Origin of the sequence: Pseudomonas agarici (assembly GCF_001543125.1) — a bacterium.
Lineage (GTDB): Bacteria > Pseudomonadota > Gammaproteobacteria > Pseudomonadales > Pseudomonadaceae > Aquipseudomonas > Aquipseudomonas agarici.
Genome location: NZ_CP014135.1, coordinates 5,261,128 through 5,277,090 on the forward strand (window position 1 = coordinate 5,261,128; position 15,963 = coordinate 5,277,090).

A 15,963-nucleotide genomic window follows, 5' to 3' on the forward strand; every position below is an offset into this window, starting at 1 on the left:
ACCTCACACCCTGCCACCCGTGGCTTCGATCACACGGCCACGCAATTCATCGATCTGCCGCATGATCTCGAATATTTTCTGCAGCAGAGCGGCGGTACTCGCATCGATCTGCGCCTCTTCGTCGCCCAGGCTCTTCTGCACGCTCTGGTTACTCTGCTGCAGGACCTCCCGCTCTTTTTGCGCAACCTCAAGGAGACGGACAGCACTGCTCACCATGCTGCTGAAGACAATCGCCAGTGAACTCAAGCTCCCCCCCGCCGAGATCAACCGATCCCACTGCAGCGAGTTCAGTTGATTATCGAGCGAGGCCAACTCACGGCGTTGCCGGGCATCGTTGATAATATCCATCACCACGTTGGGCTCGCCCGGCGCCACATGTGCCAGGTGGTTGTCGCGCATGTCCCTTTCCAGCTCCATGGCCTCCACCGTCTGTTGCTTCTGGCTAGTCAGGCCGGCGTGCTTCTGCCGGTAGCCATCAATGGTCATGACGGTACCGGCCAATGCCATCGAGCCGGCAATCGCCGCCCCTGCGAAGGCGCCGTACAACGCCGCGTCTCCGCCCTCGCGAATCGCCTTGCCCTGCTCTACCGCAGCATTGGCCGTCATCACGCTGAAATGCCCACGCAACTCGGCGGTGGCTATCCTGGCCATATTCAAGGCAATGATCGCGGCAATCAGCACGCCGGTGTGCTTTTCCCAGGCTGACGGATTGAAGGCCAGCTCCCTGACGTCCTCATCGCTGAGCAGTTTCTTCGCTTCGCCCAGCACCGCCCTCCATTCGGCCTCACTGAAGTCACTGGGATCGAGCAGCCTGGCCAGCTCCTGCGACGTGGGTCGGCGCAGGTCCCAGGTAGCAATGACCTGATCCTCGACGATTCGGCTTAAATCCTCCCCACTGAGAGGCCCCAGGCTTTGCCGAATGGCCTGACCGGCCTCCAACTCGGACAGGGAAGAGGGAGTCGATATCGATGTTGCATGACGAGAAATCTCTACCATCGGAACTACATCCTCTCAACGTTCAGATATGACGGGCGATATGCAGGCTGGCCCCATGGCGATGCTGCATATCGGCCATAAGTTGCTTGAGCTGGTTATCCTTCTGTTCGATCGCCTTGACGAACGTCTCCAGCGACTCCTTGAGGTAGTCGCCCAGCGAATCGACAATCGCCATGCTTACCCGGACATCGGCCAGGTGCTCGGCGCCTTTTTTCTGGTGCACGCCGCTCTGGATCTGCAACCCCGACTGCGTACCGACCCCCGCCACCGAGACGCCCGCCAGGAGTATTTCCAGGCGGTTTTTCAACTGGGCCATGGCGATATCATCGCTCTTCGATCCCACCAGGCCACGCAGTTGCTCCACCAGCTTGGCCAGAGTCTTGCCAATCGCTCCCACCATCTGCTTGAGCAGCGACGGCAGGATCTTGGCAAACACCTCGCCGAGCTTTTCCATGACCTTGTTCAGCACCGAACCGAGTATCGGTCCTGCGGTATGGACGCCGACCACCGCCGCAGCGATAACCACTGCCACGGCGGCGATAGCACCACTGACCGAACCGATGATCTTGGCTATGTCCTCGGACACCTTCAGTACCTCCGTCAGGAACTTGGTGGTCAGGTCACCCAGCAACTTGACCAGCTTCTGGAACTCTTCCATCAGCGGTTTCATGGCCTTTTCCATGTAGGAGGTTCCGGTCGCCTCCTTAACGATCATGTCTGTCAGGGAGGCCAGTACCCCGACAATGCCGACGGCCGCGGACACCAACGCACCGGCGGCGGGAGCGGCAGCCCCCAGGGTCGCGACCGTGCCGACCACCGCCACCACCGCACTGACCGCCATCACCAGCCACCCGAAGATCTTGCCGATGCACCCCATGACCTTCTGGGCCGCCTCAGCCTTGCGCACCTCCTCTTGGTATTCTTCTGACTTGACCTTCATGAATTCCTGGCGCGCGGTCTGCATCGAGAGAAACAACTCCTGATCGGCCTGCATTTGCTTGTCGGCCGCCTCTCCCAGTAACGCAATCAATTGCGCCATCGCCAACGCCAGGGCACCGGCAGCGTTCAAATGCTCCTGGCCGAGTTGATCGACGACCTTGCCATCGATGCCGGCAGCCTGGACCTGCCTGGCCAACGCCTCGGTCCTGATGGCCACGGACTTGGCCGTGGCCAATAGCCCGAGGTGCGCTTTGAGCGCCGCCTCGAAACCCTGTTGCAGACCACCAAGTGCGGCCTTGGCGGCATCGCGCCGGGCCAAGGCATCGGCGTACTCGGGCGAAGACGGATCCAGGGACGCCAGGTGCGATTCGGCGGCTTCGAGTTCGATCTGGGCCTGATCGAGCCTGTCCTTCAACAGTTGCAACTGCTCCTGGCTGGTATCCACCGCCCCCTGGGCCGCCACCAGTTCGCCCAAGGCCTGCTTATAATCGGCGGACAATCTATCCAGCCCCTGCTGGGACGATTGGGTCACTGCCCGCAGCATCGACAAACGGTTTTTCAGGCTTTCCAGGTTGGCATTGCCGAGCAGCTCGATCAGCGAGGCGATCAGGCGCACGAACTCGCCCTCGGCACTTGACTGATCGCCATTGACCCGTGGTGGTGGCGGTTGCAGTCGGGGCCGGCCATCGTTCCTGACGCCATCGACAGATTCATACCCCACCGACTCGATACCGGTCAGCACCTCATGGCTGATCCGCTGAAAATCGGCGGTGCGGGCGGCGGTTCGGGCCGCCTCGGTATAGAGGTTGTCAGTGGTCGCGGCCATCGCCGCGGCGCCTGGAACACTATTGATTGTTGTCATTGTTGATCCTCCGAACCTTGGCTATCGATATGGCGCAAGGCGTCCAGATACACTTGGGCCTGCCTGCGTAAATCGTCATGGGTGACCCGCTCGAGCACATACTCGAAACACAACTTGGCCTTGGCACCCTGCCCCAAGGCGAGTTGGCATTGGCCGGTGTAGAACATTGGACGGCAATCGTCCTTGCCCTGGGCAAAGGCAACGGCATACAACTCGATGGCCTTCTGGTGGTTGTTCCTGAGCTGATGCACCGCCGCCAAGCCCATCCAGTACTGGCTGTTGTAGAAGTCGTAAATGCACAGGAAGTGGAAAAACTTCTCGGCGTCGTCCAGTCGACCCTGTTCGTAAAACTCGTAAGCGTAGGCGTAAAGGCCGTCCATCTGCTCATCGCTGATCCCGCGCACATCCTTGAGCGGCATGCCTTCGAGGACGGCTTGCACCGCCTCGAACGCTATCTGTTCGTCCTCTTGCGTGTCTCTGCGACTCATCGGCCACACTCCTGAAGATGGCGCCAGACTGGCTGACGCGTTGCATTGAGCCAAAATCCCGGATGGCCCACCGCAAAAATGCGCTCATGCGGGCCCCGGCAAACCGGCCAAATTCAGGCCTGCTCGACCTGTTCTAGCCAGATCAGCAGGCGCAAGACATCCTCGATCTCTTGCAACTTGATAAAGCTGTAACGCTGGTGCGTCGTGAAGATCCGTCGGGCCAGGCGGATATCACTGACCACCGCGACCCCGACTTCACGCGCATAGGCGCGTACCGCCAGGGCGCGCTGGTTGGTCTCGATCACGCTGACCAGGGGGATGAAGCTGATGTCCGGGCGAAAGTAGATGCCAATGGCGATATGAGTCGGGTTGGCGATAATCACCCGTGAGCCGCGAATATCGGAGCGCACCTGCTCGGACAACAGCTCCAGGTGCAGATCGCGACGTTTTTGCTTGATATGCGGGTCGCCGTCCTGCTCCTTGTACTCGCGCTTGACCGAGTGCAAATCCATCTTCAAGTCCTTGATGTAGAGCCAGTACTCACACAAGGCATCGAGCAGCACGATCAATAACGCACACGCCATGAAGGTCAGCAGCAAGGTCAACAACATCCGCCCCCACGCCGGGAACAGATCCAGCGGTTGGGCGAACAATTGCGCGAACAGCAACTGGCGCTCGGACTGCCAGACCATCCATAACGCCACGCCAAAGCTACCCAGGTAGAGCAGCGCCTTCACGCTGTCCTTGACCGTGCGCAGGCTGAACAGCTTCTTGAACCCGTTGATCGGATTCAAGGCGCCCAGATTCAACTTCAAGGCCTCGCTGGCCAGCGCAAAACCGCTCTGCAACAACGCCGGCAGCGCGCTGCTCAACACACAGACCAGCAACAACGGCAGCACGCACAACAGCGCCAGCTTGAGCAAGAGTGCGAAATAACGCTGGGCGTTGTCCTCGAAACCGGCAGCGACGATCCGTCGGTAGACTTCCATGACCTCCAGCAACGAAAAGCTGTTGACCAGAAATATAATCGCGCACAGGGTCATGCAACTGACCACCAGGTCCTTGGCCTTGAACGTCTGCCCCTTGCGCGCCGAATCGCGCAGACGCTTGGGGGTGGGATCTTCGGTTTTCGAAGCACTGGAAGACATTTCAGAGTGGCCCCGAACGATGCAAATGGGTCGCCGGATCAACCTGTCCCATGCGCCACACTTCATGCGGGAGATGAGCGCCGAAGTACACCATCAGCACCATCAGGGCGACCAGGCTCTTGACCGTCAGCGAGACGGAAAAGGCGTTCATCTGCGGTGCATAACGCGACAACAACCCCAGCAGCGCTTCGCTGATCAGCAAGGCCGCCACCACCGGCGCACTGATCACCAGGATCTTGCCGACCAGCGCGTCCAGTAGCGGCAACAGCGCCGCCAGGCTTATCTCGCAGGCCGACGTCGGTGGGCACAACTGGTAACTGCGGGCGACGGTTTCGACCATCAACAGCATGCCACCGCCTTCCAGATACACCGCCGCCGCGAACAACTGGAGAAAGTTCGCCAGCTCCGAGGTGTCCACGCCGTTGGCCGGGTCGACCGTGTTGCTGAGCATCGCCCCGCGCTGGTTGTCGATCAGGTTGCCCATGCCATGCAATACCCAGAACGGCCAGCACAACAGGCTGCCCAGCAGGACGCCGATCCCGGCCTCGCGCAATAACAGGCCGAAGAACGCCAGACTGTCCAATGCCGGCAGCGGCAAGCCGACGCTGGGCCAAAAACCCAGCGCAACGAGAAGGATCACCGCCTGACGAGGTGCTCCCGTCAATACGCTACTGTTGAGAAACGGCAGCATGAAAAAAATCGGCGCCAGACGGGCGAACGCCATGATCGCCGCCGCCAGCCAGGTGTGTAGCTCGAAAAACAGCGCAATCGACATCCGCCCCTCAATCCAGCGCCAGGCGCATGATTTCCCGGCTGAAATCGAGCAGCGTCTCGCCATACCAGCCCGACAGCAGGAACAGGCAGACGGACACCGCCAGCAGCTTGAAACCGAACGGCAGGGTCTGCTCCTGCAATTGGGTCACCGTCTGGATCAGGCCAACCAGCAGGCCCACCACGGTCGCCACAATGATCGGCCAGGCCACCATCAGCAAAATCAGGTACAGGGTCTTGTTGCCGGCATACACCAGGTCGTTCATCCCACTGCCCTCATTCCAGCAGCGTCAGGTATTGCCTGACCAGCCCGGTGGATAGCAAGGCCCAACCATCGAGGGCGACAAACAGCACCAGCTTGATCGGCACGGAAATGATCACCGGACTCATCATCATCATGCCCAGGGCCAACAGGATGCTGGAGATCACCAGATCGACGATGACGAACGGCAGGTAAAGATAGAAGCCGATCTTGAAGGCGCTCTTGATTTCGCTCAGCGCGTAAGCCGGCAACAGCGCGAACAACGACGGCTCGACCTCCTCCCGAGCCAGGGGGTCCGCCTCGTCCGCAGCGACCTGCTGGGCACGTTCGAAAAAGAATGCCAGTTCAGGATCGGTGTAACGCCGCAGGTAATCCTTGTAGCTGCCCAAGCCGTTTTCACTGAACTCGACGACTGCTTCGATGTTGTCGAAACGCACCTGGTTGTCCTGGTAGTAGCCATACCCCTGCTTCACCACCGGGGTCATGACAAAAAGCGCCAGCAACAGGGCAATCGCGTTGAGCGTCATGTTCGACGGCACCTGCTGCAAGCCCAGGGCATTGCGCACGATCACAAAGACGATCGAAAACTTGATGTAGCAGGTGCCCGCCGCCACTAGGAATGGCAGCAACGAAGCAAACGCCAGCAAGGCGATCAGCGAGACGTCATTGTTCATCGATACTGCCTCGGCGGACCTGCAGCAACTCCACGCCCAGCTCGTCACCCCACTGCACCAGTTCGCCCCGCGCGACCGTTTGACCGTTGGCGCGCACTTCGATATCGCGCAGCACCGTCGGCGCAAGCGTCAGGACTTGCCCTTCGATCAGCGCCGCCAGCTCGGCCAGGCTGATCGCCTGCTCCGACAAGACAAACTCCAGGCGCACGGGCAACCGCCCGAGTGAGGGGCCGGGCTCGGAGTCATGCTCAGGCGGTCTATCCGGTGCAGCGGGAGACAAGGTCATCTGCAAGCCTTCTTCGATAAAGGTGAACTCACCGACCGGTTGGCCCGCGAGATGCCACTGCCGCGTAGGCTGGCTGATTCGCAGCACATCGCCCTCGGCGAAGGTACGCAAGGCCGTCCTGGCCAATTCGCTGTAGCCGAGCGTCGCCCGCACACACTGCGGCAGGCTCGACAACCAGGCGCTCGGCAGCAAAGGCGCCTGCGGTGCCGGTGTCTCGGGCAGACCGACCACCCACAGCGAACCCTGCGCCGTGGCAATCCGTGGCAACGGGCGCAGCTCCAGCGCCGGCGGGGCGATCAGCTCGACCGATAACAGCCGCTCGTAGTGCAACTCCTCCAACGTGATGTTCAAAGGCCGTGGCACCGCCTGGAACAACTCGGCAATGTGCTCAATGGCACACGGTGCTTTCAGTAACGAGCGCAGTTGCGGGAACAAGCCATCCAGCCACTCGCGGGCCTCGACCAGCCCCTGCCAGCCAACGCCCCGGCCCAGGGCGCAAAAACTCAGGTAATCACCGGGAACAACCGGGGGACTCAGTTCGGCCTGATATCCCGCGCGCCGCCAACGTTCGATCGCACACCGGCATGCGTAGCGCTGCGGATCGACCCGACGCAGTCCCAGGGACGATCCCGTCACGCGCACAGAGGCCCGGTTCAAGATCGCCGCCCCCCATCATTCGGAGCCCCCGGTGCCGGCCACTCGCCCAGCCACCAGTGCGGTTGCCGGCTTTTATCGAAATGCGCCTGAAGCTGTTCGAACACCTGCTCATCACTGGCGCGAATCAGCACGTCGGACGACCCGCTGCCTTCGCGGGTAATCAGGACTTCACCCTGAGCACGCTCATTATTGAAGGGTACCTGCAGGAAAGGTCGTCCCGTGTCATCGCCATCCTCGCCGGCTGGCTCAGGTGGCGCACCATCATGCTGCTCGGACGTCGATCCCGGCTCAGTGCCCTCCCCGGCAGACGGGGCTTGTGCAGCCGGGAGCTGGAACTCCGGCCTGGCCGGCAGGGTAGCAGGCGAGCCATCGGCAGTAGCTCGATGCTCCGCCGCCGGGACAGGCTCTCCCACCTCCGGGCACACAGACGTAGCGTCCACGTCCGTTTCTGCCGCCCGTCTTTCGCCACTGATAAACAGCGCCGGCGGTGCGACGCCCATGCCCTCTCTGAGCGGACCGTCGAACCCGGCGCTTACCCTGTCCCGTCCAGCCCTGTCGTCTCCGATCGCGACAGCGCGTATCCGCACGCCCTCGGAATCGCCCTTTTTCAGCGACCGATTTGCCGGCTCGACGCCAGGTGTCGCGCTTTCCCTGGGAGGTTCTGCCGGCGAATCGGCGCCTGCCGCCATCCCGCGCAATCCATCCGGATTCGCGGTTATCTTGCCCGGTCCGCTACCCACCGGCTCCACTCGTTGAAGCACCGCGAGCAACGTCGCGGCACCGGCGGGCAGCACTTCATCCTCGACGACTCCAAGACGCTGCTCGAACTTGTCCGGCCTTTCATCCTGGAAATCCGATACGGGCTCAAGAGCGGGTGATACGCGGGAAATATCATTCATCCGTTCATTCCAATCAGATCCTCGATTTCACCTTCATCGCGGCGCAAACGCTCAAGTCGGTGCTCGCGACCGAGGCGCTGGCGCAATCCGACGTACTTCGCATGCTTGCGCCGTAACACCAGCATTTTCCGCTGCCAGCGATGCACGTCCTGATCCATCTGTGTCCGTTGCTCATGCAGCGGACCACGCTCAAGCACCAACAGCTGAATCTGCCGACGAATCACCGCCTGTCGCCGCAGTGTCTCGAGTAACTGCCAGTGATCGAGCACACAGTTCTCGGCGCGATGGCTGCCGAGCAAGGCCCGTAGCGAAGCCTCATGCTCGTCCAGCGCGCACAGCTCCCGTTGCACCTGTACCAAGCGCTGACGGGCCGACTGCAAGTTGCGCTCGCCCTGGCGCTGGCGCCAGACACTCAAGTCCAACAGGCGATCGATATCAGCCAATGAGCTCATGCAGGCTCCGCAGGGTTTCATCGGGCCGGCTCATCTCGTCGGCATTCTGGCGCAGCCAGTGGGTCAGTTCATCCCGGCAGGCCATGGCGCGATCATTGGCCGGATCGATGCCTGGGGTGTACTCGCCAAGATCGAGAAAAACCTGCAATGCCTCCAGGCGCGCCAGCACCTCGCGGGTCCTGGCCGCCAACTGTCGGGCCGCGGCACCGGTTACCTGATGCGCCACCCGACTGGCGCTGCGCAGCACGTCGATTGCCGGGAAATGCCCTTTGGCGGCAAGGCTGCGACTCAAGTAGATATGCCCGTCGAGAATCGAGCGAATCTCCTCGGCGATCGGGTCCGGTTCGTCATCACTCTCGAGCAATACGGTGTAACAGGCGGTGATACTGCCCCGCGCCGTGATGCCGGGACGCTCCAGCAAACGCGGTAGTGCATCGAATACGGACGCCGGATAACCGCGCCGCGCCGGCGTTTCGCCCGCTGCCAGGGCCAAGTCACGACGGGCGCGGGCGTAGCGGGTCAGTGAGTCGAGCAGCAGCACCACGCACTGCCCTTGATCGCGAAAGTACTCGGCGATGGCCGTCGCCTGCAGCGCCGCGTTGCAGCGATCCACCGACGACACATCGGAGGTGGCATAAACCACCACGCAACTCGACCGTTTATGCGAGCGGCGCAGATGATCGATAAACTCAGTCACCTCGCGCCCGCGCTCACCGATCAGACCAATGACAAAGACGTCGGCATCGGTATGGTTGATCAGCATGTTGAGCAGCGAAGTCTTGCCCGCCCCTGCGCTGGCAAAAATGCCCAGGCGCTGGCCGATACCGAAGGTCAGCAAACCGTCGATGGCACGGATACCGGTCATCAGCGGCTCGACCACCGGACGCCGTTGTTGATAGGACGGCGGATCGGCATCCACCGGATACTCCCTGCCGTCGAATCCCGGTGCCGGCGCCAGGCGCTCGACGATAGCCCCGCGCGGATCGACCACACTGCCGAGCATCTCGGCACTGCAATACAATCGTAGCGCCGAGCCGGTCGGCACGATCATCGACTCACGCGACAGCCCGCGAGCCTCCCCCAAGAGACTGAGCACCACCGTATCGGGCTTGAAGCCGATCACCTGGGCCCTGGCCAGCAGCTCAGCCGCTGCCCAGTGCCGGCGGATCTCGCAGACCTCGCCAATGGACACGCCCTCCAGCGCCGCCTCGATCAACGGCCCACTCAGGCGGCGAGGATGGGCACCGCGCCGTTCGAGCCGCAGCGCATTCATTGGCGAATGATGCCGCAGAGCTCTTCGATGGCCTCCATAAACCCATCGATAGCCTCGGCAAAGGCCCGGTCGCTGGCCAGCGCCGGCTCGCCGAGCATCAGCCGCACTTCCAACTGCCCTTCATTCTTGAACAACTGCAATTGTCCGGTACGGGCATGAGCATTGCCCTTGAGCAGAAACTGCATCAGGTTCTCGGCGCAGTAGGCGAATGTAGAAGGCGTCATCTGCGCCACAACGCTCCATAGCCAGACATCTTCGTCGACGACGTTGAGGCTGATGTTCGGTTGCTCGATCATCTCCATTTCGATCGTACTGTGGCTGTCGAACTGTCCCAGTTGCGCCGGGGTGCAGCCGCTGTACAACAGCGCGCCGCGCAAGCGTTCGGCAATATCCATATTCCGCATGGGTGTTTTTCCTTATAGCGTCTTGATGACATTGACTGAAATGGTCTCGCTGAGCTCGCCAAAGGACATCACGTCCAGTTCGCGAAAGCGCCCTTCAACCAGCTTTTTGATGTAGCGCCGCACGTCCACCGAACACAGCAGCACCAGGTCTTTTTGTGGCACATGCAGGCTCTCCAGACCCAGGCTCAAGCGGTCGATCAGGTCCTCGGACTGCGCCGGCTCCAGGTTGAGAAAACTGCCGCCGGAGGTCTGGCGGACACCATTGCGCACCACCTCCTCGAACTCCGGCGACAGCAGCAGTACACGCAGGTCGTTGCCATAGGCAAACTTATTGCTGATGTAACGCCCCAGGCCACCCCGTACATGCTCGACCAGGGCAATCGTGTCCTTCTCCCGAGAGGCCCAGTGGGCCAGGGACTCGAGAATCAGCTTCATGTTGCGCACGGAGATCCGCTCGCCAACCAGCCGTTGCAGGACTTCGGCAATCTTCTGCACCGTGACGTGGCGATAGACCTCCTTGAGCAGGTCCGGGTAGCGCCCCTCCATTTCATCGAGCAGCGCCTTGGTTTCCTGCACGCCGAAAAACTCATTGATATTGCGCGCCAGCAAGACCACCAGGCAGCAGTAGCATTCGTCGTAGGCCGCACGTAGCCGATACCCCAGCTTTAGCGCGGTAGCCTTGCCCTCGGCACCGATCCAGACACTTTCGAGCTTGTTGCTGTCACGCCCGCGCACCAGCGACAAGCCCATGGCGGCCAGTTCCGGCGAATAGTCAAGTACCCGCCAGTGATCGAAATGGATATCGAACTGGTCGGCCCGTACCTCGTTGATCAGCACTGCCACCTGATGCCCCGGCAACGCTTCGGAACCGCGCAACTGCGGCAGCGGGATTTTCAATCCATAGTCGACGAAAAACTGGCTGCGAAAACGCTCGGCGAGCTTGGCGACGCGCAACTCCTGCAGCCGTGATGCGGGCACCAGGAACATCAGGGCGACCGTTTCGGTGGCGATATCATCAAGGTTGTCGAGCATCCCCAGCTCGCTATCGGTTGCCGTATCGGGCGGTGCTTCTGGCGCGACCTCCCGTGACTGCGGCGCCGCCACACGACTCTTGCGCCAACCCATGAACACCACCAGGGCCAATGCACCGGCAATCAGCACGAAAGTCGGCAACGGAAACCCCGGCAGCGTCCCCACCGCCACCGCCAACAACGCGGTCACCCCGATCACGAATGGATTGCCGAACATCTGAGTGAGCATGTTACGCCCCAGGTTGGCTTCGTCGCCGTTGACCCGGGTGACAATGAAACCGGCACCGATGGCGATCAGCAGCGCCGGGATCTGCGCGACCAAGCCATCGCCGATGGTCAACAGGGTGTAGGTGGACAGGGCCGTGGCGAAATCCATGCCCAACTGCCCAACGCCAATAGCGATTCCTCCCAGGAAGTTGACGAAGATGATAATGATCCCGGCGATGGCATCGCCTTTGATAAACTTCATCGCCCCATCGAAGGAACCATAGAGCTGGCTCTCACGCTCCAGCACGCTGCGTTTCTCGCGTGCCTGCGCAGCGTCGATGGCCCCTGCCTTGAGATCGCCATCGATACTCATCTGTTTGCCCGGCATCCCGTCCAGGGAAAACCGCGCCGCGACCTCGGCCACCCGCTCCGAGCCCTTGGTGATGACGATAAACTGGACGATGGTGACAATCGCGAAGATCACAAACCCCACCACCAGGTTCTCACCGATCACAAACTCGCCGAATGAGGCAATGATCTCGCCGGCATCGGCCTGGGTCAGGATCAGTCGGCTGGTACTGATGGACAACGCCAACCGGAACAGCGTGGTCAACAACAGCAAGGCCGGGAATGTCGAGAACGCCAAAATGCTCTCGATATAGAACGACCCCATAAAGATCAGCAACGAAATCACGATGTTCAGGCCGATCAAAAAGTCGACCAAGAGCGTGGGCAAGGGAATGATCAACATCGCGATGATCATCACCATTAAGGACAAGATCAACAGCTCGGGGCGGGCCGAGACACTACGCAGAAGTTGATTGAGCATGGCCGGCCCTTAGTCCCCAAACCCATCAGCGGACACCCTGGCGCGCCGTCGCTCGATCTGCTCGTGGGCGTAGGCGATATCCGCCAAGGCAGCGAACTGCTCGGCCAATTGTTCCCTGGCAGCGCACTCGGCGAACAGCTCGGTGGGCAACTGCAGGCACCTGCGACGGACTGCCTGTAGCAGCATCGAACGCTCGCGATGCAACGCCAGCCACACCTGTTCGCCGAGAACGCCGGATAACAGTTGGTCGAGTTCTTCGGGGTGCTTCAACACACCGAAGAAGAACACCAGCCAGTCGAGTTCCTCCGGGTTGTATTGGCGGATCAGCGCATCGTCCAGCAGGCCACCGACAAACATCGCATCCGCCGAGCGCAAGCGTTTCAGATCAGCCAGCCGGGCCAACAACGCGCCAAATTCGCCGCGTGAACAACTAGGGTCCTGGGCATCGATATCGGTCAGCAAAGCGGCCTCGATAAAGGCCAACACCGCTGCCCGCCGGCTTGGCCCGAACAGTGCCACCCAGTCCTCATAGCAGCAGGTTGCGCGGTCATCGCTTTCGAGAAAGTCGCGATAGGCCTCGCGCAGAAAACTCGCCCGCAAGGCCATCGCGCGACCAAACAGCCGGGCTTTCAGGGCACTATTGATACCGGCCTTCAGCCGCCTGGGCGAAGCCTGGGCGATCACCTGTTCCAGCAGGCTCTCAAGCCGCTGACGGACAGGGGCTTGCAGTTGCCGGCGACGTAGCAGTTCGCGCAGCACCAGCGCCAGATCGCTGTCATCGGGAAACAGGCTGCGGGCCATCTGCAACAGCCATTCGACCGGTTTGTCGGTGACCTTGCTCAGCGCCAACAGCTGGCGGGCCTTGGGTACCACGTCTTCGTCGAGCACCGACTCGAAACTCTCGGGCCGACTGTCGGTCTTGAGTTCGAACAGGCGCCGATTGCGAAACTGCGTCAGGGCCGCCGACATCTCATCGCTGCTCTGGATAAAGCGCTGGAGCGCCGCCGCCGGGCTGGCATCCTGGTCGGTGGAGTCGGCATCGGGCTGTGCCTGCGCCTCCTGCCTGGCAAGGTCGAGGCGGGCCATGGAGGCACGGGTGGCAGGATTGAGCAACACCATGTCAGTGCTGCGCCGCCCGCATGAAGGCCCGACGCACCGCTTCCTGTTGCTGCGCGGTCATCAAGCCTTTGCCCAGGTGCTCAGTGCTCTCCTGCAAGGCACCGAGAATTTCCTTGGGCTGGATCAGGAACACTCGCGCCGTGTTGGCCGAACTGCTGACCCGGTAACGGAACAATCCACCTATCAGTGGAATCGAACCCAGCAGAGGGACACGCGCCACCTGTTCCCGGTAATCGTCACGGGTGAAACCGCCGACCAGCAGACTCTTGCCCTGCGGCACCCGGGCGACAGTGCTGATCCGGGTGCGTCCCACGGTCGGGATCGGCTGCACCTTGCCGTCATCCCCGCCACGTTCCACCTCGCTGCCGTCCTCGATATTCAACGACATTTCGATTTCATCGGCCATGGCAAAGCGCGGCAGCACGCTGATCAGTGTACCGTAGGTCACGCTTTGCAGGTCCACACTGCGTTCCCCCAACAACTGCGTATAGAAGGTCCGGTTATTGTCGAACAGTGCCGGGACGTTTTCCTGGGTCAGGATCACCGGACGCGCCACCACATTGGCACGGTTTTTCTGCGCCCGGGCCATGACCTGGGCAATAAAGGACACGCCATCCAGGGTCGTCGCCGATCCGCTGTTAAGCGACACACCCAACTGGCCGCCCGCATTGATCCCACCTTGCCAGTTCACGCCGAGCTGATTCAGTTCATCTTTGTTCAAATCAATGATCCATAGCGACAACTCGACATGCCGCTTGGGGATATCAAGCGCCGCCACCAGGTTTTCGATGAAGCGCACCTGCTCGGGCAGGCCCTTGACCAGCAAGCTGTTGGTATCCGGATAGGCCACCACGCGAATATTCCCGGCGGCAGTTTCCCGTGCCAGCACCCGGGGAGCGGTGGGATCATCCGGGGCAATCGGCGTGGCCAGCCCTTCAAGGGGAAACTGCGGCATACGCAGCGGATTGCCCGCCACGGTCGAGACCTCCACCCGTGGCTCGACACCGCTCTGCTCGCCCTTGAGCAGGCTCTCGATCACCGTGGCCATACCTGGGATCGAGACCTTTTGTTCCCGTTGCTCATAATTGCGGTCGCCGACAAAGGTGTTGAGCAGGTGAATCACACCGATCCGTTGTTGCCCGAGCAACAGCTCGGAGGGCTGGTTGTCCATCAACTGAGCCGCCTGCATCACCAGATCGACATAGATCGGTGGGCCGGAAATATAAAAGGTCCGGCGACCGTCATTGCGCAACGGGTAACGCGAGTCCTCCAGGCCCGACTGGCGCAGAAACTGCTTGAGGGTCTCGACGCTGATCACCCGCAGCGCTACCACCGAACTTTTCACCTCGCCAGCGTCATACAGATAGATGGCCTGTCCGTCGCTGTACCAGATCAGCCCCATCTGGGCGACGATGCGGTCGAATGTCTGGCGCGCCGAATGCAGCGGGAACTCACCACTGATGCGTTTGCCGGCGGCGGCTTTGCTAACGATGATCGGTTTGCCCAGAGGCGCCGATAACGCCGAGAAAAAGCTGCGCAGACCTTCTTCGCGCGCCACGTAGTCTTCTGTTTTCGCCGGTGCGCCAGCCGCCAGCGGGACCGTCAGGCAGGCCAGCAGCAGCACGCCGAACCAACGACGCGAGGCGCGTGCCGGCGCCGCTTTCAACCTCGCTGCTCCATGAGATCGAGCAACCGGCTCGGCGCAACGCCCAGCAGCTCGCGCACCTCCTTGGAGAAATGCGACGAGGAGGCATAACCGTACTCCAGTGCCACATCGGTGAGCGAGCCCCCACCGCGAATCATCCGCAGCAGTGCCTTGGCCGTGCGCCAATCACGCAGTTCCGGCTTGGCTGCGCCGCCCAGAGCCTGGTGGCACAGGCGGCGAAAATGCGAGACCGAGACGCCATAACGCCGGGCCAGGCCGATCAGCTTTTCACTGGCGGTTCCCTGCTCCAGCAGAAACAGCACCAGCCAGTAGCTCGCACTCTGGCGCAACACGCCGGCAAACCGACGATAATCGGCGCCACCGCGCAATGCGCGCTCGATATACCACCGCTCCAAGCCCTCCTTGCTGGTGGTGGCTGCCGCGCTCACCGGCAAGGCTGCCCAGGATTCGGCGGACGAGCGGCGCCGTTCGAAACAACCGCCCATATCGATGAACACCTGCAACTTCATCAGGCAGGTCCCCGACAACGTCTCGCAGGCCAACCCGCCGGAGACGACTTTCATCGCACCACGCCCAACCACCAGGCCCTGCCAGCCGGCGGGCAAATACCAGCAAACCTGCAGGTCATCGTGGGACAGGCACACACCGGTGTCGCCGGCCCGTACATACAAGACCCGCTCTGCGGATAGAACCCCCGGACACGTTATCGCGAAGCGTTCGTCAACCTGCACCCTGCATCCCACCCGTCTGTCGATGAATCGTCAGCGATCATCGCGTGCTCCCAGCGACAGATCATGATGAGAAGTTGATGATTCGTGCGCGACAATAAGGGCTACCGGCATATGACCTTGCCCCATCACTGAAAACCCTTACCAACGGTGGTTCAGGTACAACGGCAATCTACGCCGCAACGCCAGCAGCTGTATTAGCTGAGCGGCTGATAATCCACGCCCTTGAGCCGCAGAACTTCAGGCAAATCGCGGACAAAGAAAAGCCCGGC

16 protein-coding genes are annotated in these 15,963 nt (G+C 61.4%); all 16 read right to left on the reverse strand.

Translation table 11 applies throughout. The features are described 5' to 3' along the window. Window positions 1–3 precede the first annotated feature (3 nt). Window positions 4–996: a protein IpaC gene (locus tag AWM79_RS23045; protein WP_143063222.1), complete on the reverse strand. Its 993-nt coding sequence runs from the start codon at window positions 994–996 to the stop codon at window positions 4–6. Window positions 997–1,018: 22 nt separating this feature from the next. Further along, window positions 1,019–2,797 carry a type III secretion system translocon subunit SseC family protein gene (gene sctE, locus AWM79_RS23050; RefSeq protein ID WP_026013443.1) on the reverse strand — a complete coding sequence of 593 codons (1,779 nt, stop codon included), beginning with the start codon at window positions 2,795–2,797 and terminating at the stop codon, window positions 1,019–1,021. Next, a complete protein-coding gene (sicA, locus tag AWM79_RS23055; RefSeq protein WP_017134222.1) occupies window positions 2,794–3,285 on the reverse strand; it encodes a type III secretion system translocator chaperone SicA in 492 nt (163 codons plus the stop codon). The genes sctE and sicA overlap by 4 nt, the downstream gene beginning before the upstream one ends. A 113-nt stretch (window positions 3,286–3,398) precedes the next feature. Further along, the gene (locus AWM79_RS23060) at window positions 3,399–4,433 is read right to left on the reverse strand and encodes an EscU/YscU/HrcU family type III secretion system export apparatus switch protein (RefSeq protein WP_060783850.1); all 1,035 of its coding nucleotides are present in this window, start codon (window positions 4,431–4,433) and stop codon (window positions 3,399–3,401) included. 1 nt (window position 4,434) lies between these two features. After that, window positions 4,435–5,208 (reverse strand): type III secretion system export apparatus subunit SctT, encoded by a 774-nt coding sequence (gene sctT, locus AWM79_RS23065; protein ID WP_060783851.1) that lies wholly within the window; start codon window positions 5,206–5,208, stop codon window positions 4,435–4,437. A 7-nt stretch (window positions 5,209–5,215) separates the two neighbouring features. Further along, window positions 5,216–5,470, reverse strand: coding sequence for an EscS/YscS/HrcS family type III secretion system export apparatus protein (locus tag AWM79_RS23070; protein WP_017134225.1), 255 nt, complete (start codon window positions 5,468–5,470; stop codon window positions 5,216–5,218). A gap of 10 nt (window positions 5,471–5,480) precedes the next feature. Then, window positions 5,481–6,140 (reverse strand): EscR/YscR/HrcR family type III secretion system export apparatus protein, encoded by a 660-nt coding sequence (locus AWM79_RS23075; RefSeq protein ID WP_017134226.1) that lies wholly within the window; start codon window positions 6,138–6,140, stop codon window positions 5,481–5,483. Beyond that, window positions 6,130–7,083: a FliM/FliN family flagellar motor switch protein gene (locus AWM79_RS23080; protein WP_244159594.1), complete on the reverse strand. Its 954-nt coding sequence runs from the start codon at window positions 7,081–7,083 to the stop codon at window positions 6,130–6,132. Before AWM79_RS23080 ends, AWM79_RS23075 begins: the two co-directional genes overlap by 11 nt. Next, the gene (locus AWM79_RS23085) at window positions 7,080–7,982 is read right to left on the reverse strand and encodes a hypothetical protein (RefSeq protein ID WP_060783853.1); all 903 of its coding nucleotides are present in this window, start codon (window positions 7,980–7,982) and stop codon (window positions 7,080–7,082) included. The genes AWM79_RS23080 and AWM79_RS23085 overlap by 4 nt, the downstream gene beginning before the upstream one ends. Then, on the reverse strand, window positions 7,979–8,434 hold the full coding sequence (locus AWM79_RS23090; RefSeq protein WP_017134229.1) for a hypothetical protein: 456 nt from the start codon (window positions 8,432–8,434) through the stop codon (window positions 7,979–7,981). Before AWM79_RS23090 ends, AWM79_RS23085 begins: the two co-directional genes overlap by 4 nt. Next, complete coding sequence (gene sctN / locus AWM79_RS23095; RefSeq protein ID WP_017134230.1) at window positions 8,418–9,707, reverse strand: type III secretion system ATPase SctN; 1,290 nt, start codon at window positions 9,705–9,707, stop codon at window positions 8,418–8,420. The genes AWM79_RS23090 and sctN overlap by 17 nt, the downstream gene beginning before the upstream one ends. Next, window positions 9,704–10,111: an InvB/SpaK family type III secretion system chaperone gene (locus tag AWM79_RS23100; RefSeq protein WP_017134231.1), complete on the reverse strand. Its 408-nt coding sequence runs from the start codon at window positions 10,109–10,111 to the stop codon at window positions 9,704–9,706. Before AWM79_RS23100 ends, sctN begins: the two co-directional genes overlap by 4 nt. Window positions 10,112–10,123: 12 nt before the next feature. Continuing rightward, window positions 10,124–12,178: an EscV/YscV/HrcV family type III secretion system export apparatus protein gene (locus AWM79_RS23105; protein WP_017134232.1), complete on the reverse strand. Its 2,055-nt coding sequence runs from the start codon at window positions 12,176–12,178 to the stop codon at window positions 10,124–10,126. 9 nt (window positions 12,179–12,187) lie between these two features. Beyond that, window positions 12,188–13,297, reverse strand: a complete 1,110-nt coding sequence (sctW, locus tag AWM79_RS23110; RefSeq protein WP_017134233.1) for a type III secretion system gatekeeper subunit SctW — start codon at window positions 13,295–13,297, stop codon at window positions 12,188–12,190. Between the two features lies 1 nt (window position 13,298). Next, the gene (gene sctC, locus AWM79_RS23115; protein WP_082712665.1) at window positions 13,299–14,963 is read right to left on the reverse strand and encodes a type III secretion system outer membrane ring subunit SctC; all 1,665 of its coding nucleotides are present in this window, start codon (window positions 14,961–14,963) and stop codon (window positions 13,299–13,301) included. Then, entirely contained in the window at window positions 14,960–15,634 is a 675-nt protein-coding gene (locus AWM79_RS23120; protein ID WP_017134234.1) for a helix-turn-helix domain-containing protein, read from the reverse strand. The genes sctC and AWM79_RS23120 overlap by 4 nt, the downstream gene beginning before the upstream one ends. Window positions 15,635–15,963: the final 329 nt, after the last annotated feature.

Bases quoted from the DNA above. Each gene is read 5' to 3' on its own strand.
- AWM79_RS23085 (WP_060783853.1), bottom strand. From the start codon at position 7,982: ATGAATGATATTTCCCGCGTATCACCCGCTCTTGAGCCCGTATCGGAT.
- AWM79_RS23105 (WP_017134232.1), bottom strand. From the start codon at position 12,178: ATGCTCAATCAACTTCTGCGTAGTGTCTCGGCCCGCCCCGAGCTGTTG.
- AWM79_RS23060 (WP_060783850.1), bottom strand. From the start codon at position 4,433: ATGTCTTCCAGTGCTTCGAAAACCGAAGATCCCACCCCCAAGCGTCTG.
- AWM79_RS23075 (WP_017134226.1), bottom strand. From the start codon at position 6,140: ATGAACAATGACGTCTCGCTGATCGCCTTGCTGGCGTTTGCTTCGTTG.
- AWM79_RS23100 (WP_017134231.1), bottom strand. From the start codon at position 10,111: ATGCGGAATATGGATATTGCCGAACGCTTGCGCGGCGCGCTGTTGTAC.
- sicA (WP_017134222.1), bottom strand. From the start codon at position 3,285: ATGAGTCGCAGAGACACGCAAGAGGACGAACAGATAGCGTTCGAGGCG.
- sctW (WP_017134233.1), bottom strand. From the start codon at position 13,297: ATGGTGTTGCTCAATCCTGCCACCCGTGCCTCCATGGCCCGCCTCGAC.
- sctT (WP_060783851.1), bottom strand. From the start codon at position 5,208: ATGTCGATTGCGCTGTTTTTCGAGCTACACACCTGGCTGGCGGCGGCG.
- AWM79_RS23090 (WP_017134229.1), bottom strand. From the start codon at position 8,434: ATGAGCTCATTGGCTGATATCGATCGCCTGTTGGACTTGAGTGTCTGG.
- AWM79_RS23045 (WP_143063222.1), bottom strand. From the start codon at position 996: ATGGTAGAGATTTCTCGTCATGCAACATCGATATCGACTCCCTCTTCC.
- sctE (WP_026013443.1), bottom strand. From the start codon at position 2,797: ATGACAACAATCAATAGTGTTCCAGGCGCCGCGGCGATGGCCGCGACC.
- sctN (WP_017134230.1), bottom strand. From the start codon at position 9,707: ATGAATGCGCTGCGGCTCGAACGGCGCGGTGCCCATCCTCGCCGCCTG.
- AWM79_RS23070 (WP_017134225.1), bottom strand. From the start codon at position 5,470: ATGAACGACCTGGTGTATGCCGGCAACAAGACCCTGTACCTGATTTTG.